Source organism: Streptacidiphilus sp. EB129, assembly GCF_041262645.1.
Lineage (GTDB): Bacteria > Actinomycetota > Actinomycetes > Streptomycetales > Streptomycetaceae > Streptacidiphilus.
This window is the reverse complement of record NZ_JBGCCS010000004.1, coordinates 346090-372724: the sequence shown is the minus strand read 5'-3', so window position 1 is coordinate 372724 and position 26635 is coordinate 346090. Positions and strand designations below refer to the sequence as shown.

Sequence of the window (26635 nt, the reverse complement as noted above, 5' to 3'; positions counted from 1 at the left end):
CCCACGCCGGGGGGGGGGCGGCCCCCCCCCCCCCCCCCCCGGGGGGTGGGGGGGGGGGGCCCCCCCCCCCCCCCCCCCGCCCCTGCTCTATGGCTGGAGTTCGTTGAGAACTGCCGCGAGAGCGGTGGTGCGCGGGGACGCGGTGAGCTGCTCCAGGGAGGCGGGGTGGCCGGTGGCGTCGGCCAGGGGGAGGCGCCAGTTGGGGTACTCGCTGGAGGTCCCCGGCAGGTTCTGCGGGCGCGGGTCGCCCAGCGCGTCCGGGAGCCAGACGCCGACCAACTCGGCCGGCGTGCGCAGCAGGTAGCGGTGCAGGGCGGCGACCGCGTCCGGCAGGGCGTCCCCGCTGCCGGTCTCCGGCGCGTCCGCCGCCGGGCCCTCCCCGTACGGGGAGACCGAGAGCAGGCCCTCGCGGGCGAGTTCGCCCAGCCACTCCTCGACGTCCGCCTCGGCCTCGGCCTGCTCCTCGGCCAGCGGGCGGGCCAGCAGGCCCAGGCGGTGCCGGAGTTCCACGTGCTCGCCGCTGAGGCGGGCCGCCGTGCTGGGCAGGTCGTGGGTGGTGAGGGTGGCGAGGCACTGCTTGCGCCAGCGGTCCGGGGGCAGCGGGCTGCCACCGCCGTCCGCGTCCTCGGAGTCCCCCTTGGCGTCGTAGTCGCGTTCGAACCAGAGCACCGAGGTGCCCAGGATGCCCCGGTCGGCGAGCTCCTCGCGGACCCCCGGTTCGACCGTGCCCAGGTCCTCGCCGATCACCGCGGTGCCGGCCCGCTGCGCCTCCAGGGCCAGCACGCCCAGCATCGCCTCGTGGTCGTAGCGAACATAGGTGCCCTCGGTCGGCGGGCGGCCCTCCGGCACCCACCAGAGCCGGAACAGGCCCATCACATGGTCGATCCGCAGCGCGCCGGCATGCCGGACCACGCCGCGCAGCAGCGCCGCGTACGGGGCGTAGCCCACGTCGGCGAGGGTGTCCGGACGCCACGGCGGCAGGCCCCAGTCCTGGCCCCGGGCGTTGAAGGCGTCCGGCGGGGCGCCCACCGAGATGCCGGTGGCCAGGCAGTTCTGCAGCGCCCAGGCGTCCGCGCCCTCGGGGTGGCAGCCGACCGCGAGGTCGTGGATCAGACCCACCGTCATCCCGGCGGTACGGGCGCTGCTCTGGGCGGCGCCGAGCTGCTCGTCGACCAGCCAGGCCAGCCAGCGGTGGAACTCGACCCGCGCGGAGAGCTCGTCGGCGGCACGGCGCACCGCCGCGCTGCCGGGGTCGCGCAGGCCGGCCGGCCAGGAGCGCCAGCCGGTGCCGTGCTCCTCGGCCAGGGCGCACCAGATCGCGTAGTCGTCCAGCGGCTTGCCCTCGCGGCGCAGAAAGGCCTGGTAGGCGGCCTCGCGTCCGGGGCTGCGCGGGACGGTGTGCAGCACTGTCAGTGCCTCGTGCTTGAGTGTCCAGGTGGCGTCGCGGTCGACGAGTCCGTCGTTGAGCAGCACCGCGTCACGCAGCGCCGCACCGCGCTGGGCCAGGGCGGAGACCCGGGCGTGGGCGGCGGCGTCCAGGTAGGGGTACTCGGGCACGGCCTCGACGCGCAGGTGCACCGGGTCGGCGAAACGGCGCGAGGACGGACGGTACGGCGACGGGTCACTGGCCTGCCCGGGGCTCGCGGGCAGGCCCGCGTGCAGCGGGTTGACCTGGATGAACCCGGCGCCGTGGGTGTGCCCGGCCCACTGGCCCAGGTCGGTGAGGTCGCCCAGATCGCCCATGCCCCAGGAGCGCTGCGAGAGCACGGAGTAGAGCTGGGCCAGGAAGCCCCAGCTGCGCTGCCGCAGGCCGGGCAGCCGGGTCGGGGAGACGATCAGCGGGACGGCGGCGGCGCGGTCGCCGAGGCCGTCGTTGGGTCTGGCGCACAGGGTGTGCCGTCCGGGCGGCAGGTCGTCCGGGACACGGCCGTGGGTGACGGTGAGTGAGCCACCGTGCTCCAGGTCGATCCAGACCTCGGTACGCGCCGGGACGGAGAGGTCGAGCCGCTGGCCGGCCCGGGTGACCACGCAGCGCGGCAGCAGCCGGGACTCGGTGCGGTGCAGCAGGTGCTCCAGCGCCTCGCGGGCCAGGGTCTCGGTGGAGGCGTCGACGTCGAGCGAGGCGAGTACGGCGACCAGGGTGTCCGGCGGGACCGCGACCGGCCCCCGGTGGCTGTCGAACTGGGTGTCCACGTGGTGCGCCCGCGCGAGTTCGAGCAGGACCGGCGGGGCCGGCGTGCCGTCCGACGAGGAGGGGGTTGGGCGGGCTGCTGTGGCCACGTGGGCTCCTCGGCGCGTCGGGGTGTCGTCGGCGGAACTCGGAACAGAGTCCTTCTTACCCGTTTCAGAGGGCACTTGGACACCAGACCGGGGAGTGTCGCGACGGCCGTTCCGGACAGCTGACGCCGGTTCACGGACCGCCCGGGAGGATCCCGGTCAGATCGGGCATCACACCGGGCATCACACCGGGCATCACACCGGGGTCCGCACTCTCGTTGACAGTGAACACGCCCTTCTGATGGTCTTGCCTCTCGACCCGACCGAGCCCCCGCGGCCGCCAGGCCCTGGATCGCAGGCACCAGTACCCAAGGAGTCCGCGTGGAGCACCGGCCCTCACTTCCCGCCACCGTCGGCAGCGGGCTGCGCCGGCACCTGGACCAGAGCGCGGCGCTGCAGTCGGTGGTCCACTCCCCCGCCGTGGCGGGTGCCCGGCGTACCGCGGCCCGTACCGCGCGGCGGCTGGCGCCGGAGACCGCGGACCGCTGGATCGCCGCGGTCAAGGGCACCGAACCGCTGCTGGCGCGGGCTCGCGACGGGGCGCGGCGGCGCGGCGTGGCGCTGCGGGCGACCGCGGCGCTGACGGTGGCGGCCGTGGTGGGCGGGCTGGTGACGGGTGCGCAGACGGCCACGGCGGCGGCGCCGGGCCGACCGGGTCAGGTGACGACGGGACAGGCGGGGCAGGCGGGACAGTCCGCACAGGCGGGACAGTCCGGAGCGGCGGGGCAGGCCGCGCTGCCGCAGATCTTTCCGCGGCCGCAGTCGGAGCAGGCGTACGGCAGTGCGGTGCCGGTCCCGGCCCGGGTGACCGTGGTGGCCACGGCGAAGGCCGATCCCGGGGCGCTGCGGGCCGTGCGGGCACTGCTGGGCGCCGCCGGGGCGCGGCAGGTCGTGGTGACGCCGGTGGAGCCGGCGCCCGCGCCGGGGAGTCTGACGGTGTACCTGGGCGGGCTGGCCGAGGGGGCCGGCGGGGCGACCGACCGCGCCCTGCGCGGGATCGCCGCGGCGGGTGGCACCGAGTCGCCGCTGACCCCCGCCGGGCTCCCCTCCGGCGGGTACGTCCTGGCGGTGGGTCAGCTGCCGGTGGGTCAGCCGCCGGCTGCCTCGCAGCTGACGGTGGGCGGGCATCCGGTGGGCGGGCCCCCGCCGGCCGCCGCGACGCCGTCCACCGCGACCCCGTCCGCCGCGACGGCCTCCGCCGCGAAGCAGCCGGCCGGGTCCGGGGTGGTGGTGCTGGCCGGGGTCGACGCGGCGGGCACCTTCAACGCCGCGCAGTCGCTGCGGCAGTTGCTGCAGCGGACGGCCGCCGGTGCGGCGACCCTGCCCGGGGCCCTGGTCAGGGACTGGCCGACGACCCCGGTGCGCGGCACCGAGGAGGCCTTCTACGGCACCCCGTGGACCACCGGGCAGACCCTGGCGCAGCTGGACTTCCTGGGGCGCACCAAGCAGAACTACTTCCTCTACGCCCCCGGCGACGACCCGTTCCGCAGCTCCCGCTGGCGCGACGCGTACCCGGCCGGGCAGGCGGCCCAGCTGGCCGCGCTGACGCGGGAGGCCGCGCTGAACCACGTGACCTTCGGCTACGGCCTCGCCGTCGGCGGGTCGGTCTGCTTCACCGGCAGTGCCGACCAGGACGCGCTGATCGCCAAGCTGGAGTCGCTCTGGGGCCTGGGCGTGCGCTCGTTCCAGCTGCAGTTCCAGGACTCCAGCTTCACCCACTGGCACTGCACCGCCGACCGGATCCACTACGGCACCGGCCCGGCCGCGACCGCGCGCGCCCAGAGCGACCTGGTCGCCCTGGTGCTGAAGCGCTTCGTGGCCGCCCACCCCGGCAGCGGTCCGCTGTCGGTGCTGCCCACCGAGTACTACCAGTCCGGCGCCACCCCCTACCGGACCGCGCTGGCGAAGGCGCTCGACCCCTCGGTACGGGTGGCCTGGACCGGCGTGGGGGTGCAGCCGAGCACGATCACCGACGACCAGGTCTCCGCCGCGCAGAAGGCCTTCGGCCACCCGCTGGTGGTCCAGGACAACGCGCTGGCCAACGACTCCACCCCGGACCGCCTCTACCTCGGCCCCTACCAGGGCCGGGACACGACGGTGGCCACCGGCTCGGCGGCGCTGCTGGTCAACTCCCTGCAGCAGCCGGTGGCCGCGCGGATCCCGCTGTTCACCGCCGCCGACTTCGCCTGGAACCCCGACGGCTACGACGAGGCGTCCTCCTGGCAGGCGGCGGCCGCCGACCTGGCCGCGGGGCAGCCGGCGGCCGCCGCGGCACTGGCCGCGCTGGCCGGGAACAGCGCGTCCGCACCGCAGGGGCAGCCGGGGCAGCCCGGCGAGACCGGCCGTCGGTCGACCGAGGGGGAGCCGGAGTCCGCGTACCTGCGCCCGCTGATCGCCGCGTTCTGGGCCGCCCAGGGGCAGGGCGGCGCGGCCGCCGCCTCGGCCGCGGCCGCGCTGCGCGCCGCTTTCGGCACCATGGCCCAGGCCCCGGCGACGCTGGCCGCGGCCGGGCTGGCCCCGGAGGACGGCGGTGCCCTGGGCGCCGAGGACGCCGCCTGGCTGGCCCAGCTGTCCGGCTACGGTCAGGCGGGACAGCAGGCCGTGGACATGCTCACCGCGCAGCGCTCCGGCGCGGCCGACGCGGGTGCGACGGCCTGGGCGCACCAGGTTCGGCTGCGGCGGCTGGTGCAGCAGCTGGGCCAGGCCACCGTGACCGTCGGCGCGGGCGTGCTGGACCCGTTCCTGAAGCAGGCGCTGGCGGCGGCGGACAGCTGGGCCGGGCTCGGCGGCACCCCGGTGACGCCGACCACCACCATGGGCACCGCGCAGGACCACGATCCGGCGCTGATGGTCGACGGCGACCCGAGCACTTTCTACTGGAGCGACGAGCCGCCCCGGGTCGGCGACTCGGTGGGCGTGGACCTCGGCAGCGCGGAGCCGGTGGGCGGAATCAGGGTCACCATGGGCTCCGGCGCCGGCAGCACGACCGCCGACACCTCGTCCACGGACGTCTCGTCCACGGACGGCTCGACGACTGACGGCTCGACCGCCGACGGGTCCGGCAGCGCGGCCGTTGCCGCCGACGACTACCTGCACGACGCGGTGCTGGAGTACTCCACCGGCGTCGGCGGCTGGACCCGCATCGCCACGTACCACGGGAAGAAGACCGTGGTCGCGACGCTGCCGTCCGGCGTGGTCGCCCGGTACGTGCGGCTGCGCGCCACCAGGACCCAGCCGGGCGCGGTCGCGGTCCGCGAGTTCACCGTCACCGCGCCCCGGTCGGCGCCCTCGACGGTCACCGGCGGCCCGGTCGGCGAGCCGGACTCGCCCGCCTCGAACGTGGTCGACGGCGACCTGGGCAGCCCCTACCGCGCGGTCGCCCCGCCGCAGGCCGGCGACGCGCTGACGGTGGCGCTGGGCCAGCCGGGGCCGCTGGACCGGGTGGTGGTGTTCACCGACCCCGCGGTGGCCTCGCAGGGCTCGGTCGAGGTGCACCAGGCGGGCAGGGGCTGGGTGCGGATCGGCGCGCTGCGTCCCGGCTACACCGAGTTGCCGGTCGACCCGAAGGCGTCGGCGGACCAGGTCCGGCTGGACTGGGCGGCCGGCGGTCCGCCGCCGGTGGTCTACCAGGTGGTGCCCTGGTACGCGGACAGCCCGGTGGCGGACCTGCAGCTGCCGCAGCAGAGCGTGGACCTGGAGGCCGGCGGCGATCCGGAGGTGCTGACCGGCGAGCTGCAGGCACTGGGCGTGACCGGTGCTTCCGGCACCCTCCGGGCGCAGGCCCCGGCGACGGCCAAGGGTCTCACCGTCAGCGCCCCGGCCACCGTGGCGCTGCCGCGCGGAGGCCTGCTGGCGGCCCCGCTCCGCTTCGCGGCCGCGCCGGGCACCGCTCCCGGCAGCTACACCGTGCCGGTCAGCTTCACCGCGAACGGACACGTCGTCAGCCAGTCCGTCCAGGTCCGGGTGTACCCGCGCACCGGCGGTCCGGACCTGGCGCTGTCGGCCACCGCCAGTTCCTCGGCCGACCTGAGCCCGGCGTACTCCGCGGCGAAGGTCAACGACGGGGATCCGACCACCCGCTGGTCCTCGCCCTGGACCGACGACGCCTGGGTGCAGCTGAAGCTGGCCCAGCCCGTCTCGGTGGGCCGGGCGGTGCTGCACTGGCACAGCGCGTACGCCGCGCAGTACCGGATCGAGACCTCGGTCGACGGGGTGACCTGGAGCACCGCCGCGACCGTGCTGGACGGTCAGGGCGGCGACGAGACGGTGCACTTCAACGCGCCCGAGGTGCGCTTCGTCCGGATCCACGGGCTGCAGCGGGCCACCCATTTCGGCTATTCGCTGTACGGCATCGAGCTCTATGCGATCGTGGGCGGCGGAGCCGGCACGGCGGGCACGCCGGCAGCAGGTACCGGGACGGCCGCGCCGACCGCCCCCGCGACCCCGGCCCCCGGCACGCCGGCCACACCGCCGGCCGTGCCGTCACCCGGCACCACCCCTGCCCCCGGCGCTTCCTCGACCCCGGCCGCGCCCGGGCCCACGCCGACCGCTGGAGCACTCGGGTGATACCCAAGCCCCTGCACGCCGCCAACGAACTGCTCGCCTTCCTGCTGGAGCTGGCCGCCTTCGGCTCGATGACCTGGTGGGGCTTCAGGACCGGAAGCGGGGTGCCGGTCCACCTGCTGCTGGGGCTGGGCACCCCGGCGGCGGCCATCACCCTGTGGGGGCTGTTCTGCGCGCCCCGGGCCACTTTCAAGGTGCCGCTGTTCTGGGTGATGCTGCTCAAGGCCGCGGTGTTCGGCGGTGCGGCGCTCTGCGTCTACGCCGTGGGCCATCACGCGCTGGGCATCGCCTTCGCGATCGTCGCCGCGCTCAACACCGCTCTCGCCACCGCGGACCGCGAGGCCCTGGTGCACACCCGCCGGGCCTGACCCCGGGAGGTCCGGCAACTCCGACCCACCAGGGCCCGCGGACACCACACCGCCCTCCGTTGCCCGCTGGGGCGGGGCGGAGGGCGGTGTGCGGTGGTCGCCGTGCGGTGCCGTGCCGGGTCGGACTCGGGCCCTAGGCGGACATGCGTTCGACCGGGGCCTGGCCTGGAGGGACGTCGGGGGCGACGTGGGAGACCTCCTCCCGGGAGCCGTAGGGCTCCAGGTAGGGGCGCCACCGGGGATCCCGGTGACCGGTCCCGATGATCCGCCAGGCGAGGCCGGAGGGCGGGGCCGGGGGACGCTTCATGCGCCACCCGAGGTCGGAGAGATGACGGTCGGCCTTGACGTGGTTGCAGCGGCGGCAGGCCGCCACCACGTTGTCCCAGCGGTGCTGACCGCCACGACTGCGCGGCACCACGTGGTCGACGCTGGTTGCGACGCCACCGCAGTACACGCACCGCCCGCCGTCGCGGGCGAAGAGTGCCCGACGGGTCAGCGGGACGGGACCACGAAAAGGGACCCGCACGAAGCGGGTCAGACGGACGACGGACGGCGCCGCGAGGGCGCTGGTGGCGCTATGCATGAATTCCCCGGAGTCCTCAAGGCTTACCGCCTTCTTGTCGAGGACCAGAACGAGGGCGCGGCGCATCGATACGACGCCGAGTGGCTCGTACGACGCGTTGAGGACCAGGACATGTGGCACGAAGGCCTCCCTTTACGCCGACGGCGCGTGGCTCGCGCCGGGACGAGCGCGCGGCCCGGGTGTGGACCGCGTGATCTCCTCACAGTGTCGCCGCAGGCCTCCCCGCCGCGCCACCAATCCAGAAGAACAGGGCAGGTGTGTCCTGCCCCACACAGGTCATGCCCCGGATCACCCGCCGCTGCACCTCCGTCGCTGGCGGGGGGCGGTTCCGGGGTGCTCCGGAAGGGTCGCGCCGGGACGGGGCGCCCCGCGGAGCTGGATAGGCTGTGCCGATGGCAACGCAACCTCCCACCCCCCACCCGTCGCTGACGGATGCCACCAACAGCGCAGGTCAGGCCGTCGGCTATGTCAGCGCCAACTGGGAGGGCTGGGTCACCGGAGCAGTCAAGATCCTGTTCATCCTGGTGATCGCACTGGTGGTGCGTGCGGTGATCCGCACCATGATCAGCAAGATGGTGGCCCGGATGGCACACGGCCGTCCCGACCACCACCAGCCCGCACTGATCACCGGTCTGCTGGAGAACGCCGAGCGGCGCAAGCAGCGCTCGCAGGCGATGGGATCGGTGCTGCGCAGCGTCGCCTCGTTCACGGTGATGGGGACGGGGGCGCTGACCGCGCTGTCGGTGCTGGGGATCAACCTGGCCCCGCTGCTGGCCAGCGCCGGGGTGGCCGGTGTCGCGATCGGCTTCGGCGCGCGCAACCTGGTCACCGACTTCCTCTCCGGCGTGTTCATGATCCTGGAGGACCAGTACGGCGTCGGCGACCAGATCGACACCGGGGTGGCCACCGGCACGGTACTGGAGGTCGGCCTGCGGGTGACCAAGCTGCGCGGGGCCGGCGGCGAGATCTGGTACATCCGCAACGGCGAGGTCAAGCGGATCGCCAACATGAGCCAGGGCTGGTCCACGGCCACCGTCGAGGTGCCGGTCGGCTACCACGAGGACCTGGTGCTGGTGGAGCGGCTGATCCAGAACGCGGCCGAGGAGATGTCCAAGGACGAGCCGTGGAGCGAGCAGCTCTGGGAGCCGGCGAAGGTCCTCGGCGTCGACTCGCTCACCGCCGAGTCGGTGGTGGTGCAGGTGTCCGCGAAGACCATGCCCGGCAAGTCGATCCCGGTGGCCCGCGAGCTGCGGCAGCGGATCAAGGCGGCGCTGGACGAGGGCGGCATCCGGATGGGGGTGCTCCCCGGCCTCCCCGCCGCGCGGACGGCGGCCGCCGCCACCCCGGAGATCGCCGCGCCGTCGGCGCTGGGCGACCCGCTCTCCGCGCAGTCCCGCGCGACGGCGGTCATACCGCCCGACCCGCCCATGGACAAGGAACCCGGCCACTGACCCCATCGGGCCGCCTGACCTGCGGGTACCGCTGACATCACCGAGGGGCGCGAGGAGCGCGCTGCCGACCCCGCGCCTCGCGGCGCGCCGGCAGCGCACACCTCGCGCCCCTCGGGTTTTCGCCCTGCGGTGAGGTCACGCTTCGGTCTCCGGGTGGACGGGCCATTGACAGTGCATTGCCGGGGGCCTTACGTTCCTGCACACCGTTAGGAAACTTTCCTATTAGTCCAGCGACGCAGCACCCGCCGGACAGGAGCATGATGTCCCCCGGCCCCGTGGACCGACGTGAGGAGTGAGGCATGACCGCCGCAGGCAACGGCAGTTCCGGACAGCCCGGAACACCGAGCCTCCTTCGCGCGATCAACGACCGCGCCGCGCTGGAGCTGCTGCTGGAGCGCGGCCCGCTGTCGCGGAGCCAGCTCGGCGGCCTCACCGGACTGTCCAAGCCCACCGCCTCGCAGCTGCTGGCGCGGCTGGAGAGCGCCGGACTGGTGGTGCCGGTCGGCACCACCGCGGGCCGGCCCGGCCCGGGCGCACAGCTGTACGAGATCAACCCCGAGGCCGCCTTCGTGGCCGGCCTGGACGTCAACCCGGCCCGGATCAGGGTCGCGGTCGCGGACATCACCGGCCAGGTCGTCGCCGAACACCGGCTGGACACCCCGGGCAGGCAGGCCTCCGGCACCGTCGAACGGGTCCGCGAGGCCGTGGACGCCGCGGCGGCCGCGGCCGGCCTGGACCGGACCGTGCTGCGCCAGGTGGTGATCGGCACCCCCGGCGCCCTCGACCCGGCCACCGGCAAGCTCCGCTACGCGCCGCACCTGCCCGGCTGGCACTCGCCGCGACTGCTGGCCGAGCTGACGGAGGGTCTGGGCGTCCCGGTCGCGGTGGAGAACGACGTCAACCTCGCCGCGGTCGCCGAGCAGCGGGTCGGCCAGGCGCAGGGCGTGGACGACTTCGTGCTGCTCTGGGCCGAGGAGGGCGTCGGCGCGGCGATCGTGATCGCCGGCCGGCTGCACCGCGGCCACACCGGAGGCGCGGGCGAGGTCGGCTACATGCCGCTGCCCGGCGCGCCGATGGTCCGCAACGTCCGCCGGGAGAACTCCGGCGGCTTCCAGGAACTCGCCGGAGCGCCCGCCGTCATCGCCCTGGCCAAGGAGCACGGCATCAGCGCCAAGACCGCGCCGCAGGCCGTGGCCGCCGCCGTGGCGGCGGCCGAGCGGGGCGACGCCGTGGTGCTCACCGCGCTGGCACGGCGGCTGGCGACCGGGCTCGCCGCGATCGTCTCGGTGGTCGACCCGGAACTGGTGCTGCTCAGCGGCGACATCCCGCAGGCGGGCGGCGAACCGCTGCGCGCCCTGGTCCAGGACGAGCTGACCGGACTGGCCGTGTCCCGGCCACGGCTGGTCATCAGCGCCGTCGAGGGCTCTCCGGTCGTGGTCGGCGCGCTGCAGTCGGCACTGGCCACCGTACGGGAGACCGTCTTCTCCACCTACTGACCGACCACCCCCGACACTCTCCCCCCACATCGCCCCCACTGCGAACGACAAGCCCGCCGAACGACAAGCCCGCCGAACGACAAGCCCGCCGAACGACAAGCCCCCACGAACGTCCCCGGACCGGCGCCCAGCGCCGGGGCCGCGGATCACCACACCCTCGAACCTGCCGCATCTCCCCCGCCGACGGGCGCCGCAGCCTGCCACCCCCCTGGAGGAAATCCGTGTCGACCCCTCAGTCCGAGAGCTCCACGAGAAGCCGAAGCCCCCGGCTGCGCCGCGCCACGGCCGCGCTGGCGGTCACCGCCGCGCTGGCGCTGACCGCGGCCGCCTGTACCGGCAGCAGCAGCGGGTCGGCCGGATCCGTCGGCAGTTCGTCCGCCCCGGTGACCATCACCTTCTGGCACGGCTGGAGTCAGCCCAACGAGCTGAAGGCGATCAACGACAACATCGCCAACTTCGAGAAGCTGCACCCGAACATCAAGGTCAAGGCCGTCTCCAACGTCACCGACGACAAGATCAACCAGGCGCTGCGGGCCGGCGGCTCGCAGGCCCCGGACGTGGTGTCCTCGTTCACCACCGACAACGTCGGCCAGTTCTGCGGGACGCACGAGTTCGCCGACCTGACCCCGTTCCTGCAGAAGGACGGGATCGACCCGGCCAAGACCTTCCCCAAGCAGATGGTCGCCTACACCCAGTACAACGGCGACCAGTGCTCGCTGCCGCTGCTGGGCGACGCCTTCGGCCTCTACTACAACGTCGACATGTTCAAGGCCGCCGGGATCACCAGCCCGCCGAAGACCCTGAGCGAGTTCGACGCGGACGCGGTGAAGCTGACCAGGAGCAGCGGCGACAGCTACTCGCAACTCGGCTTCATGCCCGACTACCACGGCTTCGAGAGCACCCCGGCGCACTACCTCGGCTCCTGGGGCCCGAAGTACCTCACCGCCGGCGGCACGTCGAACCTGGCCGCCGACCCGGCCTTCGCGGCCCAGCTGACCTGGCAGAAGAACCTGATCGACAAGCTCGGCGGCTTCTCCAAGCTGGAGAAGTACCGCAACACCTTCACCGACGAGTTCGCCTCCAACCCCTTCGACAAGGGCAAGACCGCGATGTCGATCGACGGTGAGTGGCGGGTCGCCAACCTGACCCAGGAGCACCCCTCGTTCACGTGGGCCACCGCGCCGTTCCCGGTGCCGGACGACCAGGTCGCCCAGTACGGCAAGGGCTACCAGACCGGCACCATCATCGGCATGGCCAGCACCAGCAAGAACCAGGCCGCGGCCTGGGAGTTCCTGAAGTACCTGACCACCGACACCAACGCCGTGGTCACCTTCGCCAACGCGATCTACAACGTGCCGAGCACGCTGGCCGCGCTCCAGTCGCCGCAGCTGAACCACACCCCGCAGTTCCAGACCTTCCTGGACATCGCGAACAACCCCAACACCAGCACCACCCCGGCCAGCCCCAACGGCGGTGCGTACCAGGTCTCGCTGCAGAACTTCGCCTACAAGTACGAGTCGGGCCAGGGCGGTGACCTGAAGGCGGGTCTCGCCGCCACCGACACCCAGATCGACCACGACCTGGCACAGACCAAGTAGCCGGCACAGCCCGAGCAACCGGTACGGCCCGTACCCAACCGCCAGGGCAGGGGGAGGCCCCACCTCCTCCTGCCCGCACCGACCCCTCCCCTGGTGGTGACTCTGATGGCATCCCCGACGCTGCCTGTTCCGCCCGCGCTGCGCCGCAAGCGTCGCCGGGAACTCGCGACGGCCGCCGCCTTCCTCTCCCCCTGGCTGATCGGCTTCGCAATCTTCTTCGCGTACCCGCTGGTCTCCACGGTCTACTTCTCGTTCATGCACTACGACGGGTTCAACGCCCCGAACTTCGTCGGCTTCCGCAACTTCAGCTACATCCTCACCGAGTACCCCTACTTCTGGCAGGCGCTGCGGAACACGGTCTGGCTGGTCGTGGTGATGGTGACGCTGCGCACCGTTTTCGGGATGGGCATCGGCATGCTCATCATCAAGATCAAGTCCGGGGCCGGCTTCTTCCGCACCGCGTTCTACCTGCCGTACCTGGCCCCGCCGGTGGCCGCGACCATCGGTTTCGCCTTCCTGCTCAACCCCGGCACCGGTCCGGTGAACCACTTCCTGGGCGAGCTGGGGCTGCCGCAGCCCGGCTGGTTCACCTCGCCGACCTGGTCCAAGCCCTCGCTGGTGATGCTGGCGATGTGGGGCATCGGCGACCTGATGGTCATCTTCATGGCCGCGCTCCTCGACGTCCCCGCCGAGCAGTACGAGGCCGCCTCGCTCGACGGCGCCAGTGGCTTCCAACGCTGGCGCTACGTCACCCTGCCGAACATCTCGCCGATCATCATGTTCGCCGTGGTCACCGGCGTGATCAACACCCTGCAGTACTACACCCAGGCGATCGTCGCCGGCCAGGTGGCCAGCGGCGTGATCGCCGGCTCCGGCCAGCAGTTCGAGCCGGGCTACCCGCAGGGCTCCACCTGGACCCTGCCGCAGCTGGTCTACAACATCGGCTTCCAGCACTTCGACTACGGCGCCGCGTGCGTCATCTCCATCCTCCTCTTCCTCATCGCGATGGCCGGTACCTCCCTGCTCATGCGCCGCCGCTCCGGCCTGATGGCCGACGACTGAGTCGGAAGGAACCCGAACCCATGTCCTCCCTGGCAACCTCCAGCGACACCACCGGCAACCCCGGCACCACTGGCACCACCGCGCCCCGGCCGCCGGCCGCCCGCGACGCCTCCACCGACCGCTCCGACCGCGCCCGGCGCACGGCCCGGCGGCGGTCCCGGCTGGAGTGGATCGCGGTCCACTCCGTGGCCATCGCCATCGCGATCGCCTTCATCCTGCCGTTCGTCTTCCTCTTCCTCACCTCGGTGATGACCGACGACCAGGCGATGACCACCAACTTCTGGCCCACGCACTGGGTCTGGAGCAACTACACCGCGGTCTTCCACGTCGACGGCTTCACCACCTGGTGGAAGAACAGCATCGAGTACGCCGTCCTGGGCACCTGCCTGACCGTCGTCTCCTCGGTCCCGGTCGCCTACGCGCTGGCGAAGTTCCGTTTCCCCGGCCGACGGCTGGCGATGATGCTGGTCATCTCGATGATGATGCTGCCGCCCCAGGTGGTGGTGATCCCGATGTACCTGTTCTGGGCCAAGCAGATGAACCTGGACGGGACGCTGTGGCCGCTGATCATCCCGATGGCCTTCGGTGACGCCTTCTCCATCTTCCTACTGCGGCAGTTCCTGCTGACCATCCCCAAGGAGTACCTGGACGCGGCCCGCGTCGACGGCTGCGGGGAACTGCGCACGCTGCTGCGGGTGGTGCTGCCGATGGCCAAGCCGGCCATCTCCGCGGTCGCCCTGTTCCAGTTCTTCTACTGCTGGAACGACTACTTCGGGCCGCAGATCTACGCCTCGGACAACCCCGCCGCCTGGACCCTCTCCTACGGACTGCAGTCCTTCCACGGGGCGCACCACACCAACTGGAACCTGACGATGGCCGCGACCCTGCTGGTCATGGCGCCGGTCATCATCGTCTTCTTCTTCGCTCAAAAGGCCTTCATCGAAGGCGTGACACTGACAGGGGTCAAGGGCTGATGAGCACTCCGAACAGCACACTCAAGCTGGTCGTGGTCGGCGGCGGGTCCACCTACACGCCGGAGCTGATCGACGGCTTCGCCCGGCTGCGGGACGTCCTGCCGATCGGCGAGCTGGTCCTGGTGGACCCGGCCGCCGACCGGCTGGAGCTGGTCGGCGGGCTGGCCCGGCGGATCTTCGCCAAGCAGGGCCACTCCGGGGTGATCACCACCACCGGCGACCTGGACGCCGCCGTACAGGGCGCCGACGCGGTACTGCTGCAGCTCCGGGTCGGCGGGCAGGCGGCCCGCAACGAGGACGAGACCTGGCCGCTGGAGTGCGGCTGCGTCGGCCAGGAGACCACCGGCGCGGGCGGCCTGGCCAAGGCGCTGCGCACGGTCCCGGTGGTCCTGGACATCGCCGAGCGGGTGCGCCGGGCCAACCCGGACGCCTGGATCGTGGACTTCACCAACCCGGTCGGCGTCGTCACCCGGGCCCTGCAGACGGCCGGCCACAAGGCCGTCGGGCTGTGCAACGTCGCCATCGGCTTCCAGCGGAAGTTCGCCGGGCTGCTCGGCGTCGTCCCGGAGCGGATCCGGCTGGACCACGTCGGGCTGAACCACCTCACCTGGGAACGCGGCGTCCACCTGCTGGACGAGCCCGGCGGCGACACCGGCCGCGACGTACTGCCGGAGCTGCTGCGGGACTTCGGCCCGGCCATCGCCGAGGACCTGGAGCTGCCGCTGCCGCTGGTGCGGCAGCTGGGCGTGGTCCCGTCCTACTACCTGCGCTACTTCTACCAGCACGACAACGTGGTCGAGGAACTCAGGCACAAGGGCTCGCGGGCCTCCGAGGTCGCCGCGATCGAGCGCGAACTGCTCGCCATGTACGGAGATCCGGCCCTGGACGAGAAGCCGGCGCTGCTGGCCAGCCGCGGCGGCGCGTTCTACTCCGAGGCGGCGGTGAACCTGGTCGCCTCGCTGCTCGGCACCGGGTCGCCGGCCGGCGCCGTCCAGGTCGTCAACGTGCCCAACAACGGCACCCTGCCGTTCCTGCCCGACGACGCGGTGATCGAGGTCCCGGCCGTGGTCGACGGCTCCGGCGCGGCCCCGCTGCCGGTGCCGCCGGTGGAGCCGCTGTACGCCGGACTGATCGCCCATGTCACCGCGTACGAGCAACTCGCCCTGGACGCGGCGCTGCGCGGCGGCCGGGACCGGGTGTTCCAGGCGCTGCTGGCGCATCCGCTGGTCGGCCAGATCGACCTCGCCGAGGGGCTGACGGACCGTCTGATCGCGCACAACCGGCGGCATCTGGCGTGGGCGTGACGACGTCGGACCAGCGGATGGATCAACGGGGGGACCGGCAGGTGGACCGGCAGGGAGCGGACGGGCAGGTGGACCGGCAGGGACCGGAGAACGGAAGCGCAGTGACGTACGACCACCGCACGGCCGGGGCCGGGGCCGAGGCCCCGGCGGCGGACGCCGACGGCACCCTCGGGAACCCGATCGGTGCCGGGACGGTCGGCTCCCTGGCCCGGGAGCTGCTGCCCGGCGTGCTTGCCGTCGACGCCGGCAACAGCAAGACCGATGTGGCGCTGGTCGGCGCGGACGGCCGGGTGCTCGGCACGGCCCGGGGCGGCGGCTTCCGGCCGCAGGAGGCCGGGCGGGAGGCCGCGGTCGCCGGCCTGGCCGAGCTGGTGCGCCGGGCGGCGGAGGAGGCCGGCTTCGACCTGGACGCCCTGGGCGGGCCGCTGGTCAGCCATGTCTCCGCCTGCCTGGCGAACGCCGACCTTCCGGTGGAGGAGCGCGGGCTGCAGGAGCTCATCGCCTCCTACGGCTGGGCGCGCACGGTGGTCGTGGCCAACGACACCTTCGCGCTGCTGCGCTCGGGCACCGACGCGCCGCGCGGGGTGGCCGTGGTCTGCGGCGCCGGAATCAACTGCGTGGGGCTGCTTCCCGACGGCCGCACGGCACGCTTCCCGGCCCTCGGTGTGACCACCGGGGACTGGGGGGGCGGTGGAGGACTGGCCGAGATGGCCATGTGGTCCGCCGCCCGGGCGGAGGACGGGCGCGGTCCGCACACCGCGCTCGCCTCCGCCATCGCCGGTCACTTCGGCCTCCCGTCCACGCTGGCGGTGGCGGAGGCCGTGCACCTGGGCGCGGTCCCGGAGCAGCGGCTGCACGAGCTGGTACCGGTGCTGTTCGCGGTGGCGACCGGAGGGGACGCCGTCGCGTTGCGGCTGATCGACCGCCAGGCGGAGGAGGTGGCGGGGATGGCGGTGGTGGCGCTGCGGCGGCTGGACCTGCTGGACGCGCCCGCCGACGTGGTGCTGGGCGGCGGAGTGCTGGCCTCCCGTCAGCCGCTGCTGCTGGACGGGGTGAACGCCCGTCTGGCGGCGGACGCACCGTACGCGGTGCCCCGCATCGTCACCACGCCCCCGGTCGTCGGCGCCGCCCTCCTCGGCCTCGACCACCTCGCCTCCACCGGCCTCGGCGGCATCCCCACCGCCCAGCAACGCCTCCGCGCCACGTACGCGCTCCGGAGGCCGGCACCGGCGTGAGCCGGCGAGGGGCTCCCCCGTCACCACCGGTGATGTCTGGCAACATGCCGGTTCGGGGGAATCCCCTCGCTGCTGCGCAGTGCCACCTATGGATCATGCTTCCGGGCCCGCTCGGCCAGGTGGGATCTCGTTCCGCACAACGGTAGGAACGTCTTCCTACCACGCGCTACGATGGGGTCATGACTGCGAGGAAACTGTCGATCTCAGTGCCGCCCGAGGTCGAGGAGACGATCAAGGCCGCGGCGGCCGAGGAAGGCAAGCCGGTCTCCGCCTGGCTGGCCGAGGCCGCCGTCGAGAAAGCCCAGCTCGCTGCTCTGCACGCGGCCGGTCGCGCGGCTGCCCGTGAGCTGGTGGCCGAGTACGAGTCGGAGCACGGCTCGCTGCCCGAAGAGTCCCGCAGCCGTGCCCGCCAGTTCCTCATAGAGGCCGGCCTCCTGGACGAGGAGCCCTGGCGGGCGGTCGGATAGTGCGCACGATCGTCTACGACACAGGCGCGCTGCTGGCCGCGGAACGTCGCAACCCCGACTTCCTCGCCCTCCACGACGAACTCACCGCCGCCCGCATCCGCCCCCTGGTGCCCGTGGTCGTCCTGGCCCAGGCTTGGCAGGGCGGGCCGCAGCACCAGATCTCCCGCGTCCTCAAGGGATGCGACATCCTGCCCGACGACCAGCGCGTCGGCCGCGCCGCGGGTATCGCCTGCGGCGCCTCCGCGACCTCCGACGTGGTCGACGCCATCGTGGTGGTCACCGCCGTCCAGTACCAGGCATCCGTGGTCACCAGCGACCCTGACGACCTGCACCACCTCGCCGAGTCCATCGGCGTCAAGCTCAAGGTCTTCACCGTCTAAGCCCGGGACCCCGGCCCAGATTCCCTTACCCACGTGCGGATTGAGGAGATCGTTCGGCGGGATTCCCAGGGCCGTTGACGCTGCCGATCAAGGCCAGCAACCCGGCCGGGACCGGTTCCTCGGACGCGCCCGCATCGGCTGGGTGCATCGACTGGGCGACTTGGGACAGTTCCTCGTCCCGGGTGACGAGCAGATACAGGCGTCGCACCTGGGCCGGGGTGAGCCGGTCCACCAGGTGGTGCATGTCCTGGTACTCGTACGCAGCGGTCACGCAAGCAGTGTGGGACGGCCGCGCGGCCTCGGGCAGCCCGATCGGCAGAGGTTCACCCTCACCGGCGTGCGCGGTATCGCGCGGGGGTTGGCGGGAGCTTGGTCCGATGTCCCCGGTCCTCGGTGGTCGGTTCCTCGCCGGTCCTCGGAACGCACCGGGCTCTGCGGTGGCGTAGTCAGTGGCAGTCCGCCCACGGCGAACGAATCCGAAGCCGCAGCCGAGGCAGCGGTCCGCATTCTCGCGCTCGGGGAAAGCGTCAGCGCACGGACGGCGGAGCGTCCGGGCAACACCTGGGTTGGGAGGGGTCTCGGACCCTACACTGAGCTCATGACCGTACGCGAGGAAGCACACCGCCTGCTCGACGCGGTGCCGGAGGACCGGCTCCCCGACGCCGTCGAGTTGCTGCGTCAGTGGGCCGAGGTGGAGCGCGGTGAACGCCCCCGCCGCCGGTTCCGCACGACTGCCGTCTTCGACGGCGAACCTGACCTTGCCGTGCGCTCCAAGGACATCGTCCGCGACGCCTGGGCCGGCGAGGAGCCTCGCAGCGCGTGATCGTCGTCGACACCGGCCCGGTAGTGGCCAGCGCCAACCGCAAGGACGACTACCACCCGCAGTGCGTCGACCTGCTCCAGAACTTCCCCGGCCCGCTGCTGCTGCCCGCACCGCTCCTGGCCGAGATCGGCTACATGCTCTCCAGTCGCGCCGGAGCCAAGGCCGAAGCCGACTTCCTGCGCGACGTGGCCGACGGCGTCTATGAGCTGGTGACTGTCACTCCGTCCGAGGTCAACCGGGCCGCCGACCTCGTCGAGCAGTACTCGGACCTTCCGCTGGGCACCGCCGACGCCTTCCGCCGCCACTTCAGCGTGGTCCGCCCAAGCCACGTCCCCGCCTTCACCCTGTTCCCGTAGCTCTTCGGGCTGCCATCAGGCAGGCCGGGGAAGCCCTGACTCAGGACTCCCCCGGCACGAGTCACCGACTGCCTGTACTGGATGGGCGCCAGGGAAGGTGCGAGTGATGGAGGCCCACGCCCCAGCTCAGCGAGCGCCTCTCTGCGTTGCCCCTCCCGAAGCCAGTCACTGATCAGTGAATCCAGAGTCAGTACTTGCGACCCCGATCATCGATCGGCGGACCCAGAGTCAGGTGATTCCAAGTCAGCGAAATACTGGATCACATCGTAGTTGGCGATAAGCCGAGCCAGACCGAAAGGCGTCTGGCCGCTTCTGTTCTCACACAGCGGATTCGCCCCGCAGGAGCGCAAGAGCTGGATCACGTCTCCGCGGCCGCGGGAGTTGAAAACCGCGACAAAAAGAGGCGTGTTTCCGAACACGTTCACATGGTTGACGTCCGCACCAGCATTAATGAGAGCTAGCGCCACATCCGAGCGGTACTCCTGGGCGGCGAAGTGAAGGGGCGTGAACCCACTTCGATCACCGAGATCCGCATCTGCGCCAGCTGCTAGAAGACTCCTAACCTCGGCCAGGTCTCCATTCAGCGCAGCTACGTGAAGCGGAGTGCGCCCTTGGCGGTCTTGCGCATCAATGTGGTTCATATTTGTGACTCAAATTGTTGTAAGGATCTTCGATCTGATAGTCGTCCGGGTTATTCTGCTGCTCGATGAACTGATCCCAAGTGAGTCCCTGCTGCTGCGCCTGATCACGGGCTCGCCAGTATTCGGCACCTGGCTTGTGTCCGTAGTGGAACGGGCCTTCCTTGGGAATGCTTTGGCCGGTATTCGGATCAATGAAGTTTCCATCCCCATCCCGAGGCGCTGCATCCTGAACAGCCTGCTTGGTTGACGACCGGAGTGTTACCCGGGCATACCTGGCGTCCGTTTCAGGTGCATTGGGGTCACTTGCCATTCGCCCGTTAAGGAGCCTCGGCTGGTTCCCATCCGCACAAGTGCAGGTACCTGAATGCTCCGGGTTGCTGCCGCCACAGTTGTGGACGAGGACCGGCGTGGCACCCGCCTCGACATAGTACGTGTGGCGTGCGGTCGCTCGCTACCTGCATTTTCCCTGGTCAGCGGCTATATGACGGTGCGTCGGGGTGCGTTGTTGTGTGCTGATGTGCGTGGTTGTTGCCGTCACTACTGCCGTCAGAGGTCTAGACCATGCGGGCCTCATGGGTCGGCGTGCGAAGACCGGCGGGAGAGGTCGGTGGGGGCGGGTCGGCCCGGGGGCTCCGCTCCCCGTGGGAGGCAGTGCCAGCCGCCCGCCCGACGGTGGGCTCGGCAACACGAGGCCCGCCCCCCGGGTCAGCCCTCTTCCCGTTGGATAGCCCGTTGGGATATCCAACGGGACAACTTGCTCTGCCAGGAGCCCGGTTCCGGTCAGCCCGTCGTGCTGGCCGGTTGTCGCTTCCGCTGCCCGACCGTCCCGTCGGCTCGGCTTCTGGTAGCGCCTGGTCCTGAGGAGTGAACGGCGGGCTTGTCGGCGACGGCGGGCAGTCCTGACTGGTGGGGCCTGCCTTGGCCTACGGGCGTCGGGGCAGTGGAAGTCGCCGGGTTCGGCGGTGGCGTAGTCGGTGGCGGTGCGGCGGTAGCAGTGGTGTCCGGTCTCGGCGGCGTGCTTGGCGATCAGGGCGGTCACGTCGTCGGCGCGGGTGCGCTCGCCGCTGGTCCACTGGCAGTGCTCCTCGTCGGTGACGCAGACGGCTTCGCGGACCGGGGTCGCGGTCTGGTCGGTGTGGACGTGGTAGTCGCGGAACCGCATCCGTTTGCGCACGCTCATGCCGCCTGCCCGTGCTCGGCCCGGCGGTGGCGGTCCTGCATGACGCGTACGTCGCTGAGCCGGGAGCGGTCCCCGCACAGCGAGGCGGCTCGGGCCTGCTCGCGGAGTCGGCCGCACTCCTGGCACACCGGGCCGGGGCGTTCGCGCCACTGCGCCGTCTGCTCGTCCATCTCCCGCTCCCTCGCTCCCGCTCGGCTCTCTTCGGCCATGGTCTCGTTGGCTGGAACCTTGCGGAGGAGCCAGCGTGTCTGCCCTGGTGTCTGCCAAGCTGGCAGGGTGCGGGAGACGGTCGGGGAACTGGTGCGGCGGTTGCGCCTGGCGCGCGGGTGGAGTCAGCAGCGGCTCGCCGACGCGCTGGCCCTGGCCGCGCCCGGCAGGGTTCCACCGACGCGCAACGACGTGTCCCGATGGGAGATCGGCACCCGGTCCCCGCGCGAGTGGCTGCCTTTCCTCGCCCTGGTACTGGAGGTCCCGCGCGAGCTACTGGAGGCGGCCAAGGCCGTCGCAGCGGCCGAGCCCGCCCCGCGCGTCCTGACCGTGTCCGACTTCCTGCCCGAGAGCGACCCGCTGGCCCCGCTGACGGCCAGGACCGGCCGGCGGATCGGAGCGGGGCAGGTAGCCGACCTGGCCCGGCGGGTGCACGGCCTGCGGCTGGCCGACGACGTGGTCTACGGCAAGGACCTGATCGGCCCGGCCCTGCGGGAACTGCGGGCGGCGGTCACGCTCTACCGCGAGGGCACCCACACCGAGCAAGTGGGCCGTGAACTGCTACGGGCCATTGGCGAGTTGGCGCAGATCGCCGGTTGGGTGGCCTCCGATGCGGGCGAGCACGCCGAGGCGGAGCGGATCTACCGGCTCGGGATCAGTGCCGCCCGCGCAGGCGGGGACGGCGTGCTGTCGGGAAATGTGGCGGGCTCGCTGGCCTACCAGTGGAGCAACACCGGACGCCCCCACGACGCGGTCGACCTTGCTACCGCCGCCGTGGCAGAGGCGGGCCCGGATGCTCCGGCGAAGGCCCGCGCGCTGTACCTGGACCGGGTGGCCTGGGCGCACACCCGCGCCGGGCAGGACCGACGGGCGATGACCGCGCTCGGGGAAGCCAGCCAGGCCCTGGCCCAGGACTCGGCCGACACCGAGTCACCGTCGTACCTGTACTGGATGGACGCCGGGGAACTGCAGGTCATGGAGGCCCGCGTCTATACCGAGCTGCACCGGCCGCTGCGCGCCGTGCCGCTGCTGACGGACGTCCTGGGGCGTTACGACGCCAGTCACGCGAGGGAGTTGGCGCTGTACCTGTCCTGGCTGGCCGTGGCCTACGCCGACGCGAACGAGCCCGAGGCGGCGGCGGGGACGGCTGGCCGGATGCTCGCCCTGGGGCAGAGCGGCAGCGAGCGCGCTACGGACCGCACGCGGATCGTGCTGGACCGGCTGCGGGCGTTCCGCGACGTCCCCGAAGTCGCTGAACTGCTGGCGTCCTGACCGTCCCGATCGCGCGGGGGCGAGTTCGGGCAACTGCTGGTCGGAGTCCCGGCACACGGCACGGCTCGTCGGTGGGCCGGTCGCTCGGCGCGGGTGCGGTCAGTGGGTCGGCGCGACGTCGGCCACCGCCCTCGGCGAGCGCGACGAGAGAAGCGAAGGGTCGGGCCCCCTGGCCGGCCCCGTGCCCGCGATCCGGCCCGTAGGACGGTCGCAGGCGACAACTTGCTCCGCAATGCGGGGGGAGTCCTTACCCCACAACTTGCTCCCATCGGGCAACAGTCCAACCCCCGCCCACGACCCGGCTGCCCGCTGACCGCCGCCGCACGGACCTCGGGCGCTGGTCCGGCCCAGGACCAGTCGGCGACGTCGGGCCGGTTCCAGCGGGCGGGGCCCGCCTTGAACCTCGTAGAGAAAATCTGGACGCACACCCACGACTGGCATGGTGGGGGCTGCGAGCTCGCCTGTGTGGGGTGGCCGGTCAGTAGAGCTGGACGCGCGTGATGACGCAGTGGGGTTCGGGGGCGTCGGCGACGATGACGTACTCGGCGACGCCGAGGGAGCCACCAGGCCCCAGGGGGATGCGCCGCTGCTGGGGCCAGCGCTCGGAGGCCGTGCTGCCGGGCACCAAGCCGCGCGTGGTGTTGATCCGCACGGTGGCGGAGACGATGGCGCTGAAGACCTCGCCGGTCACGGCCGGGTCCTGCAACAGGGCCTCGACCTCCGGAGACAGGTAGCAGGGCCACTCGTCGTCGTCCACCCCGTCCTCGCCGTCGTCGTACGGGGTTCCGGAATCACTCAACGGGCAGCCCCGCCGCACGCCGGGCCTCGACCGCATCGGCCACGCCTCTCAGGGGCAGCGTGCCGGCCAGGGCGGCAGCGGCGAGCTGGTCACCACGGGCTTGGTCGGCGTCGAGCACCGCCTCGCACCACCAGTGCCGCAGTACCGCCTCGGCATCCTGCGGAGCCGCCGCCAGCAGCTCGCGGTAGAACTCCATCCGCCGCGCCCCGGACAGCGCCGCAGCGATCCCCTCGGCGTTGCGCGGCACCGGATCGCCCGCGCCTTCCATGTGGACGGACTGCACCGACATGGCCACCTCCCTGTCTCTGCCACTACCCGGCCAGTCTGCCTCCCCGGCGCCCCGGGCGTCGACACGACCACCATCCCGGCGGGGCCCTGGACCCGAGCCGACCCTATCCGGGTCACGTACGCGACGCGCCGAGGGCCGGGAATCTCACCCGATCCAGTGACCCGTGAACGGATATCCCCAGGTCAAACCTGGTGTGTGCCGCTCAGCTCCAGGGCTTCAACGCGGTCGCGCAGGCTGGCGAGCTGTTCGAGCCCCTCGGCCAGTGCCAGCTCCAGCGCCTCGACGCGGGCCACCATCCGCGCGTTCCCCGCGTCCGGGCTGCCGGGGTCTTCGTCGGCGTCGGTGTCCACGTCGGGCTGGGCGACGAAGGCGCCCTTGCCGGGGCGGGAGATCGCGTAACCGTCCCGCTTCAGCAGCGCCATGGCCTTCTGCACCGACAGGCTCGAGGCCCCGAACTCCGCCATCAACACAGCCTGCGTCGGCAAGGCGTCGCCCGGCTTCAGCCCACCGGAGCGGATCTGCCCCCGCAGGGTCTCGGCGATGACCTCGAACGTCAGCAGCACGGTGCCGCCCACCGGCCTGCGTCCCCGCCGCCCGACTGTCACCGCAGGTCACCCGCCTTCTCTGCGCCACTACCACCGAAAACCGGCCCGTCCAAACCGGGAAACCGGGTCCACACTGCCCGCATCTCAACCGCCCACCGAAACAGATGAGGAGGGATGCACTTGAATGCGCGCTTGAAGCGATGCTACCTTCACGCACCGCTGGTGAACACCACCGCTGACCAGGCCAGACGTCCCCGGCCCACCCTCCGCACCCGCCGTCACGCACCCCGCTTCCTTATGTGCTGACCACCCGGGTCGCCCCTCAGCCACCTCCCCTCTTCTCCCGACTCCTGCCGAAGGTCTGTCCCCATGCCCGTACAGCTCCAAATCCCCTCCCCCCGCAACCACACCCGCGCACTTCAGCGCGGCGTTCACCGCACCAGCGAACGACATGAAGCCCGACGCCTCCGTGAACAGGGGCTCGGCGCTGGAACGCCGGGCGCGGCTGACGGCCAGGCTGGCCAAGCTCGCCGCCGCCGGACACCTCGCACCCCTGGCCCGCCAGATCGGCTCGCTGGGCGGCTGCGCCCGCCCGATCCGCATGACCGGACACCGCACCCGCCTGGACACCGCCACCGGCCAGATCCTCGACCACCTCGACACCCGCCACCTACCCGCCGGCGAACTCCTGCTGCGCTGCGGCAACCGCCGCGCCACCCGCTGCCCCGCCTGCTCCACCCTCTACCGCTACGACACCTACCAGCTCATCGCCGCCGGACTACGCGGCGGCAAGACCGTCCCGGTCAGCGTCGCCACCCACCCCCGCGTCTTCGCCACCCTCACCGCCCCCGGCTTCGGCCCCGTCCACAACCAACCCGGCACCGCCCCCTGCACCTGCGGCACCCGGCACGGCGACGGCGACCCGCTCCTCGGCACGCCGCTGAACCCGGCACGGTACGACTACACCGGCGCGGTCCTGTGGAACGCCCACGCCCCCGCCCTGTGGGCCCGCTTCACCACCCACCTGCGCCGCGAGATCGCCCACGCCGCAGGACTGACCCAGCGCACCCTGCGCCACCACGCCACGCTCTCCTACGCCAAGGTCGCCGAATACCAAAAACGCGGCCAAATCCACTTCCACACCGTCATCCGCCTCGACGGACCCACCGGCCCCACCAGCACCCCACCCACCTGGGCCACCACAGGACTCCTCGACCATGCCGTCCGCGCCGCGCCAAACGCACCCGCGTCCAGCACCAAAACCCCTCCGGGGCCGGGGAACCCGACCGGGCCCAGCCGCCGGAGCCCACGGCGTTCCGCTTCGGGCGGCAGATCGACGTCCGCGCGATACGCAGCACCGACTTCACTGGCGACGCCCCCGTCACCGACCGGCACGTGGCCGCCTACATCGCCAAGTACGCCACCAAGGGAGCCGAGACCACCGCCGGCACCCTCGACCGCCGACTGCGCTTTCTTGCCGAACTCGCCCAGTACGACCTCACCGACCACGCCCGCCGCATGATCCACACTGCCTGGCACCTCGGCGCCCAGCCCGCGCACGCCCACCTCCGCCTGCGGCAGTGGGCCCACATGCTCGGTTTCCGAGGCCACTTCTCTACCCGCACCCGCCGCTACTCCACCACCCTCACCCACCTCCGAGCCGAACGCACCGCCTGGCGCACCCGTCAACCCGAAACCCCCGCCCCGACGGCGGCCGACCCGGCTCTGGTCGGCCGATCCGCCGAGCAGGGACCGGTGCGTGAGGGGCAGCCGGTCACTGACCGGCACGGTGACCGCGACGACCGCAGTGACCTGACCGGCGGTCACACCCACCCTGGCCCCGGTCACCGCACCGGTCACCACGACAGGCGCGGGCGATCCGGCGACGCGGACACGACCCGGGTGATCTCGCACTGGCAGTACGCCGGAACCGGCCTCCTGCCCGAACTCGCCCACCTCGCCGAACTCCTGGCTGCTACACCGAGCCCTCGACCCGAGCACCCGAGCCGTCCCCGGCAGGCGCGGCGCTCCAGTGACCGGGCCGGTCACTCCACTGGTCCGTTGACCACCACTGACCAGGCGGTGGCTGTCGCGTGAACGCCGACGTCGAACTCCTCACCGTCCCCGAGGTCATGGCCCGCCTCAAGATCAGCCGGTCCACCGTCTACGACCTCATCCGCACCCGGCAGCTCGCCTCGATCACCATCGGCCGCGCCCGCCGCATCCCCACGCACGCGCTGACCGCCCTCGTCCACCACCAACTCGAACAGGCAGCCTGATGACCACCCCCGACACCACCCCCACCCCCACCCCCAACACCGGCACCGGCTCGCGCAGGGTCCGCGCCAACGGCGACGGCACCGTCTACCAGCGCAAGGACGGCCGCTGGGAAGCCGCCGGATACGTCCTCGCCGCAGGCGACACCCGCAAGCGCATCCGCGTCTACGGCACCACCCGCAAGGAAGCCCTGGCCCAGCTCACCGAAAAGGTCGCCACCAGCAACCGCGGCATACCCGCCCCCTCCGCGCAGGGCAGCCTCGCAGCGTTCCTCACGTACTGGCTGGAGACCGTCGCCGTCCACCGGCTCCGCGAGAACACCCACACCCGCTACACCGCCGTCGTCCGCCTCTACCTCCTCCCCGGCCTGGGCAAGAAGAAGCTCGCCAAGCTCACCGCCAAGGACGTCCGCACCTGGCTTGTTGGTAACCCGAGGTATCACAAGGTGCGCAATGTTCGCCGGGATGGGCCGCTGTGGCCGGTGCCGC

At 72.3% G+C, this 26635-nt stretch carries 25 protein-coding genes and 2 pseudogenes; 18 read left to right on the top strand and 9 right to left on the bottom strand.

The window, feature by feature from the left end; genetic code table 11:
* Nucleotides 1-87 precede the first annotated feature (87 nt).
* Complete coding sequence (malQ, locus tag ABH925_RS07835) at nucleotides 88-2280, bottom strand: 4-alpha-glucanotransferase (RefSeq protein ID WP_370146364.1); 2193 nt, start codon at nucleotides 2278-2280, stop codon at nucleotides 88-90.
* Nucleotides 2281-2598: 318 nt separating this feature from the next.
* Here malQ and ABH925_RS07830 point away from each other — a divergent pair, with 318 nt between their 5' ends.
* Nucleotides 2599-6843, top strand: a complete 4245-nt coding sequence (locus ABH925_RS07830) for a beta-N-acetylglucosaminidase domain-containing protein (RefSeq protein ID WP_370146363.1) — start codon at nucleotides 2599-2601, stop codon at nucleotides 6841-6843.
* Entirely contained in the window at nucleotides 6840-7208 is a 369-nt protein-coding gene (locus ABH925_RS07825) for a YrdB family protein (protein WP_370146362.1), read from the top strand. The genes ABH925_RS07830 and ABH925_RS07825 overlap by 4 nt, the downstream gene beginning before the upstream one ends.
* A gap of 133 nt (nucleotides 7209-7341) precedes the next feature.
* Here ABH925_RS07825 and ABH925_RS07820 read toward each other — a convergent pair whose 3' ends face one another.
* A complete protein-coding gene (locus ABH925_RS07820) occupies nucleotides 7342-7911 on the bottom strand; it encodes an HNH endonuclease (protein WP_370146361.1) in 570 nt (189 codons plus the stop codon).
* 272 nt (nucleotides 7912-8183) lie between these two features.
* On the opposite strand from ABH925_RS07820, the gene ABH925_RS07815 reads away from it, so the two are divergent.
* The 9 genes from ABH925_RS07815 (at nucleotide 8184) to ABH925_RS07775 (ending at nucleotide 17758) form a co-directional block, all read left to right on the top strand.
* Nucleotides 8184-9242 (top strand): mechanosensitive ion channel family protein, encoded by a 1059-nt coding sequence (locus tag ABH925_RS07815; RefSeq protein ID WP_370146360.1) that lies wholly within the window; start codon nucleotides 8184-8186, stop codon nucleotides 9240-9242.
* 299 nt (nucleotides 9243-9541) lie between these two features.
* Nucleotides 9542-10738, top strand: coding sequence for an ROK family transcriptional regulator (locus ABH925_RS07810; protein WP_370146359.1), 1197 nt, complete (start codon nucleotides 9542-9544; stop codon nucleotides 10736-10738).
* A 221-nt stretch (nucleotides 10739-10959) separates the two neighbouring features.
* Complete coding sequence (locus tag ABH925_RS07805; protein WP_370146358.1) at nucleotides 10960-12336, top strand: ABC transporter substrate-binding protein; 1377 nt, start codon at nucleotides 10960-10962, stop codon at nucleotides 12334-12336.
* Nucleotides 12337-12441: 105 nt separating this feature from the next.
* Nucleotides 12442-13398 (top strand): carbohydrate ABC transporter permease, encoded by a 957-nt coding sequence (locus tag ABH925_RS07800; protein ID WP_370146356.1) that lies wholly within the window; start codon nucleotides 12442-12444, stop codon nucleotides 13396-13398.
* A 20-nt stretch (nucleotides 13399-13418) separates the two neighbouring features.
* Entirely contained in the window at nucleotides 13419-14372 is a 954-nt protein-coding gene (locus tag ABH925_RS07795) for a carbohydrate ABC transporter permease (protein ID WP_370146355.1), read from the top strand.
* Nucleotides 14372-15676 carry a 6-phospho-beta-glucosidase gene (locus ABH925_RS07790; protein ID WP_370146354.1) on the top strand — a complete coding sequence of 435 codons (1305 nt, stop codon included), beginning with the start codon at nucleotides 14372-14374 and terminating at the stop codon, nucleotides 15674-15676. The genes ABH925_RS07795 and ABH925_RS07790 overlap by 1 nt, the downstream gene beginning before the upstream one ends.
* A gap of 179 nt (nucleotides 15677-15855) precedes the next feature.
* Nucleotides 15856-16911: an N-acetylglucosamine kinase gene (locus tag ABH925_RS07785; protein ID WP_370146382.1), complete on the top strand. Its 1056-nt coding sequence runs from the start codon at nucleotides 15856-15858 to the stop codon at nucleotides 16909-16911.
* A 179-nt stretch (nucleotides 16912-17090) separates the two neighbouring features.
* Nucleotides 17091-17378, top strand: a complete 288-nt coding sequence (locus tag ABH925_RS07780) for a hypothetical protein (protein ID WP_370146353.1) — start codon at nucleotides 17091-17093, stop codon at nucleotides 17376-17378.
* Complete coding sequence (locus ABH925_RS07775; RefSeq protein ID WP_370146352.1) at nucleotides 17378-17758, top strand: PIN domain-containing protein; 381 nt, start codon at nucleotides 17378-17380, stop codon at nucleotides 17756-17758. Before ABH925_RS07780 ends, ABH925_RS07775 begins: the two co-directional genes overlap by 1 nt.
* Before the next feature lie 25 nt (nucleotides 17759-17783).
* On the opposite strand, the gene ABH925_RS07770 is transcribed toward ABH925_RS07775, so the two are convergent.
* On the bottom strand, nucleotides 17784-18029 hold the full coding sequence (locus ABH925_RS07770) for a hypothetical protein (RefSeq protein ID WP_370146351.1): 246 nt from the start codon (nucleotides 18027-18029) through the stop codon (nucleotides 17784-17786).
* 327 nt (nucleotides 18030-18356) lie between these two features.
* Between ABH925_RS07770 and ABH925_RS07765 the strand changes: the two genes are divergently transcribed.
* Both ABH925_RS07765 and ABH925_RS07760 read left to right on the top strand, forming a co-directional pair.
* Nucleotides 18357-18581 (top strand): hypothetical protein, encoded by a 225-nt coding sequence (locus ABH925_RS07765; protein WP_370146350.1) that lies wholly within the window; start codon nucleotides 18357-18359, stop codon nucleotides 18579-18581.
* On the top strand, nucleotides 18578-18937 hold the full coding sequence (locus ABH925_RS07760) for a type II toxin-antitoxin system VapC family toxin (protein WP_370146349.1): 360 nt from the start codon (nucleotides 18578-18580) through the stop codon (nucleotides 18935-18937). The genes ABH925_RS07765 and ABH925_RS07760 overlap by 4 nt, the downstream gene beginning before the upstream one ends.
* A gap of 206 nt (nucleotides 18938-19143) precedes the next feature.
* Here the strand turns inward: ABH925_RS07760 and ABH925_RS07755 are convergent, their stop codons facing one another.
* The 3 genes from ABH925_RS07755 to ABH925_RS07745 all read right to left on the bottom strand — a co-directional run bounded on the left by ABH925_RS07755 (nucleotide 19144) and on the right by ABH925_RS07745 (nucleotide 20928).
* Nucleotides 19144-19578 (bottom strand): ankyrin repeat domain-containing protein, encoded by a 435-nt coding sequence (locus ABH925_RS07755; protein WP_370146348.1) that lies wholly within the window; start codon nucleotides 19576-19578, stop codon nucleotides 19144-19146.
* The gene (locus ABH925_RS07750; RefSeq protein ID WP_370146347.1) at nucleotides 19565-19888 is read right to left on the bottom strand and encodes an HNH/ENDO VII family nuclease; all 324 of its coding nucleotides are present in this window, start codon (nucleotides 19886-19888) and stop codon (nucleotides 19565-19567) included. The genes ABH925_RS07755 and ABH925_RS07750 overlap by 14 nt, the downstream gene beginning before the upstream one ends.
* A gap of 866 nt (nucleotides 19889-20754) precedes the next feature.
* Nucleotides 20755-20928 (bottom strand): hypothetical protein, encoded by a 174-nt coding sequence (locus ABH925_RS07745; RefSeq protein WP_370146346.1) that lies wholly within the window; start codon nucleotides 20926-20928, stop codon nucleotides 20755-20757.
* A gap of 106 nt (nucleotides 20929-21034) precedes the next feature.
* On the opposite strand from ABH925_RS07745, the gene ABH925_RS07740 reads away from it, so the two are divergent.
* Nucleotides 21035-22237 (top strand): transcriptional regulator, encoded by a 1203-nt coding sequence (locus ABH925_RS07740; protein ID WP_370146344.1) that lies wholly within the window; start codon nucleotides 21035-21037, stop codon nucleotides 22235-22237.
* A 478-nt stretch (nucleotides 22238-22715) separates the two neighbouring features.
* Here the strand turns inward: ABH925_RS07740 and ABH925_RS07735 are convergent, their stop codons facing one another.
* The 3 genes from ABH925_RS07735 to ABH925_RS07725 form a co-directional block, all read right to left on the bottom strand.
* Complete coding sequence (locus ABH925_RS07735; RefSeq protein WP_370146343.1) at nucleotides 22716-23036, bottom strand: hypothetical protein; 321 nt, start codon at nucleotides 23034-23036, stop codon at nucleotides 22716-22718.
* On the bottom strand, nucleotides 23029-23325 hold the full coding sequence (locus ABH925_RS07730; RefSeq protein WP_370146341.1) for a hypothetical protein: 297 nt from the start codon (nucleotides 23323-23325) through the stop codon (nucleotides 23029-23031). Before ABH925_RS07730 ends, ABH925_RS07735 begins: the two co-directional genes overlap by 8 nt.
* A gap of 182 nt (nucleotides 23326-23507) precedes the next feature.
* Nucleotides 23508-23900, bottom strand: coding sequence for a GntR family transcriptional regulator (locus tag ABH925_RS07725; protein WP_370146340.1), 393 nt, complete (start codon nucleotides 23898-23900; stop codon nucleotides 23508-23510).
* Nucleotides 23901-24321: 421 nt separating this feature from the next.
* On the opposite strand from ABH925_RS07725, the pseudogene ABH925_RS07720 reads away from it, so the two are divergent.
* From ABH925_RS07720 to ABH925_RS07705, 4 genes and pseudogenes are all read left to right on the top strand, one after another.
* Nucleotides 24322-25074: pseudogene (locus ABH925_RS07720) on the top strand (replication initiator); the annotation flags it as partial.
* Nucleotides 24981-25967: a replication initiator gene (locus ABH925_RS07715; RefSeq protein WP_370146381.1), complete on the top strand. Its 987-nt coding sequence runs from the start codon at nucleotides 24981-24983 to the stop codon at nucleotides 25965-25967. The pseudogene ABH925_RS07720 and the gene ABH925_RS07715, both read left to right, overlap by 94 nt.
* Nucleotides 25964-26149 (top strand): helix-turn-helix domain-containing protein, encoded by a 186-nt coding sequence (locus ABH925_RS07710; RefSeq protein WP_370146335.1) that lies wholly within the window; start codon nucleotides 25964-25966, stop codon nucleotides 26147-26149. The genes ABH925_RS07715 and ABH925_RS07710 overlap by 4 nt, the downstream gene beginning before the upstream one ends.
* Nucleotides 26149-26568: pseudogene (locus tag ABH925_RS07705) on the top strand (site-specific integrase); the annotation flags it as partial. The gene ABH925_RS07710 and the pseudogene ABH925_RS07705, both read left to right, overlap by 1 nt.
* Between the last annotated feature and the right edge of the window lie 67 nt (nucleotides 26569-26635).

Bases quoted from the DNA above. Each gene is read 5' to 3' on its own strand.
- ABH925_RS07790 (WP_370146354.1), top strand. From the start codon at position 14,372: ATGAGCACTCCGAACAGCACACTCAAGCTGGTCGTGGTCGGCGGCGGG.
- ABH925_RS07780 (WP_370146353.1), top strand. From the start codon at position 17,091: ATGACTGCGAGGAAACTGTCGATCTCAGTGCCGCCCGAGGTCGAGGAG.
- ABH925_RS07755 (WP_370146348.1), bottom strand. From the start codon at position 19,578: ATGAACCACATTGATGCGCAAGACCGCCAAGGGCGCACTCCGCTTCAC.
- ABH925_RS07800 (WP_370146356.1), top strand. From the start codon at position 12,442: ATGGCATCCCCGACGCTGCCTGTTCCGCCCGCGCTGCGCCGCAAGCGT.
- ABH925_RS07765 (WP_370146350.1), top strand. From the start codon at position 18,357: ATGACCGTACGCGAGGAAGCACACCGCCTGCTCGACGCGGTGCCGGAG.
- ABH925_RS07730 (WP_370146341.1), bottom strand. From the start codon at position 23,325: ATGTCGGTGCAGTCCGTCCACATGGAAGGCGCGGGCGATCCGGTGCCG.
- ABH925_RS07745 (WP_370146346.1), bottom strand. From the start codon at position 20,928: ATGGACGAGCAGACGGCGCAGTGGCGCGAACGCCCCGGCCCGGTGTGC.
- ABH925_RS07795 (WP_370146355.1), top strand. From the start codon at position 13,419: ATGTCCTCCCTGGCAACCTCCAGCGACACCACCGGCAACCCCGGCACC.
- ABH925_RS07750 (WP_370146347.1), bottom strand. From the start codon at position 19,888: ATGGCAAGTGACCCCAATGCACCTGAAACGGACGCCAGGTATGCCCGG.
- ABH925_RS07810 (WP_370146359.1), top strand. From the start codon at position 9,542: ATGACCGCCGCAGGCAACGGCAGTTCCGGACAGCCCGGAACACCGAGC.
- ABH925_RS07815 (WP_370146360.1), top strand. From the start codon at position 8,184: ATGGCAACGCAACCTCCCACCCCCCACCCGTCGCTGACGGATGCCACC.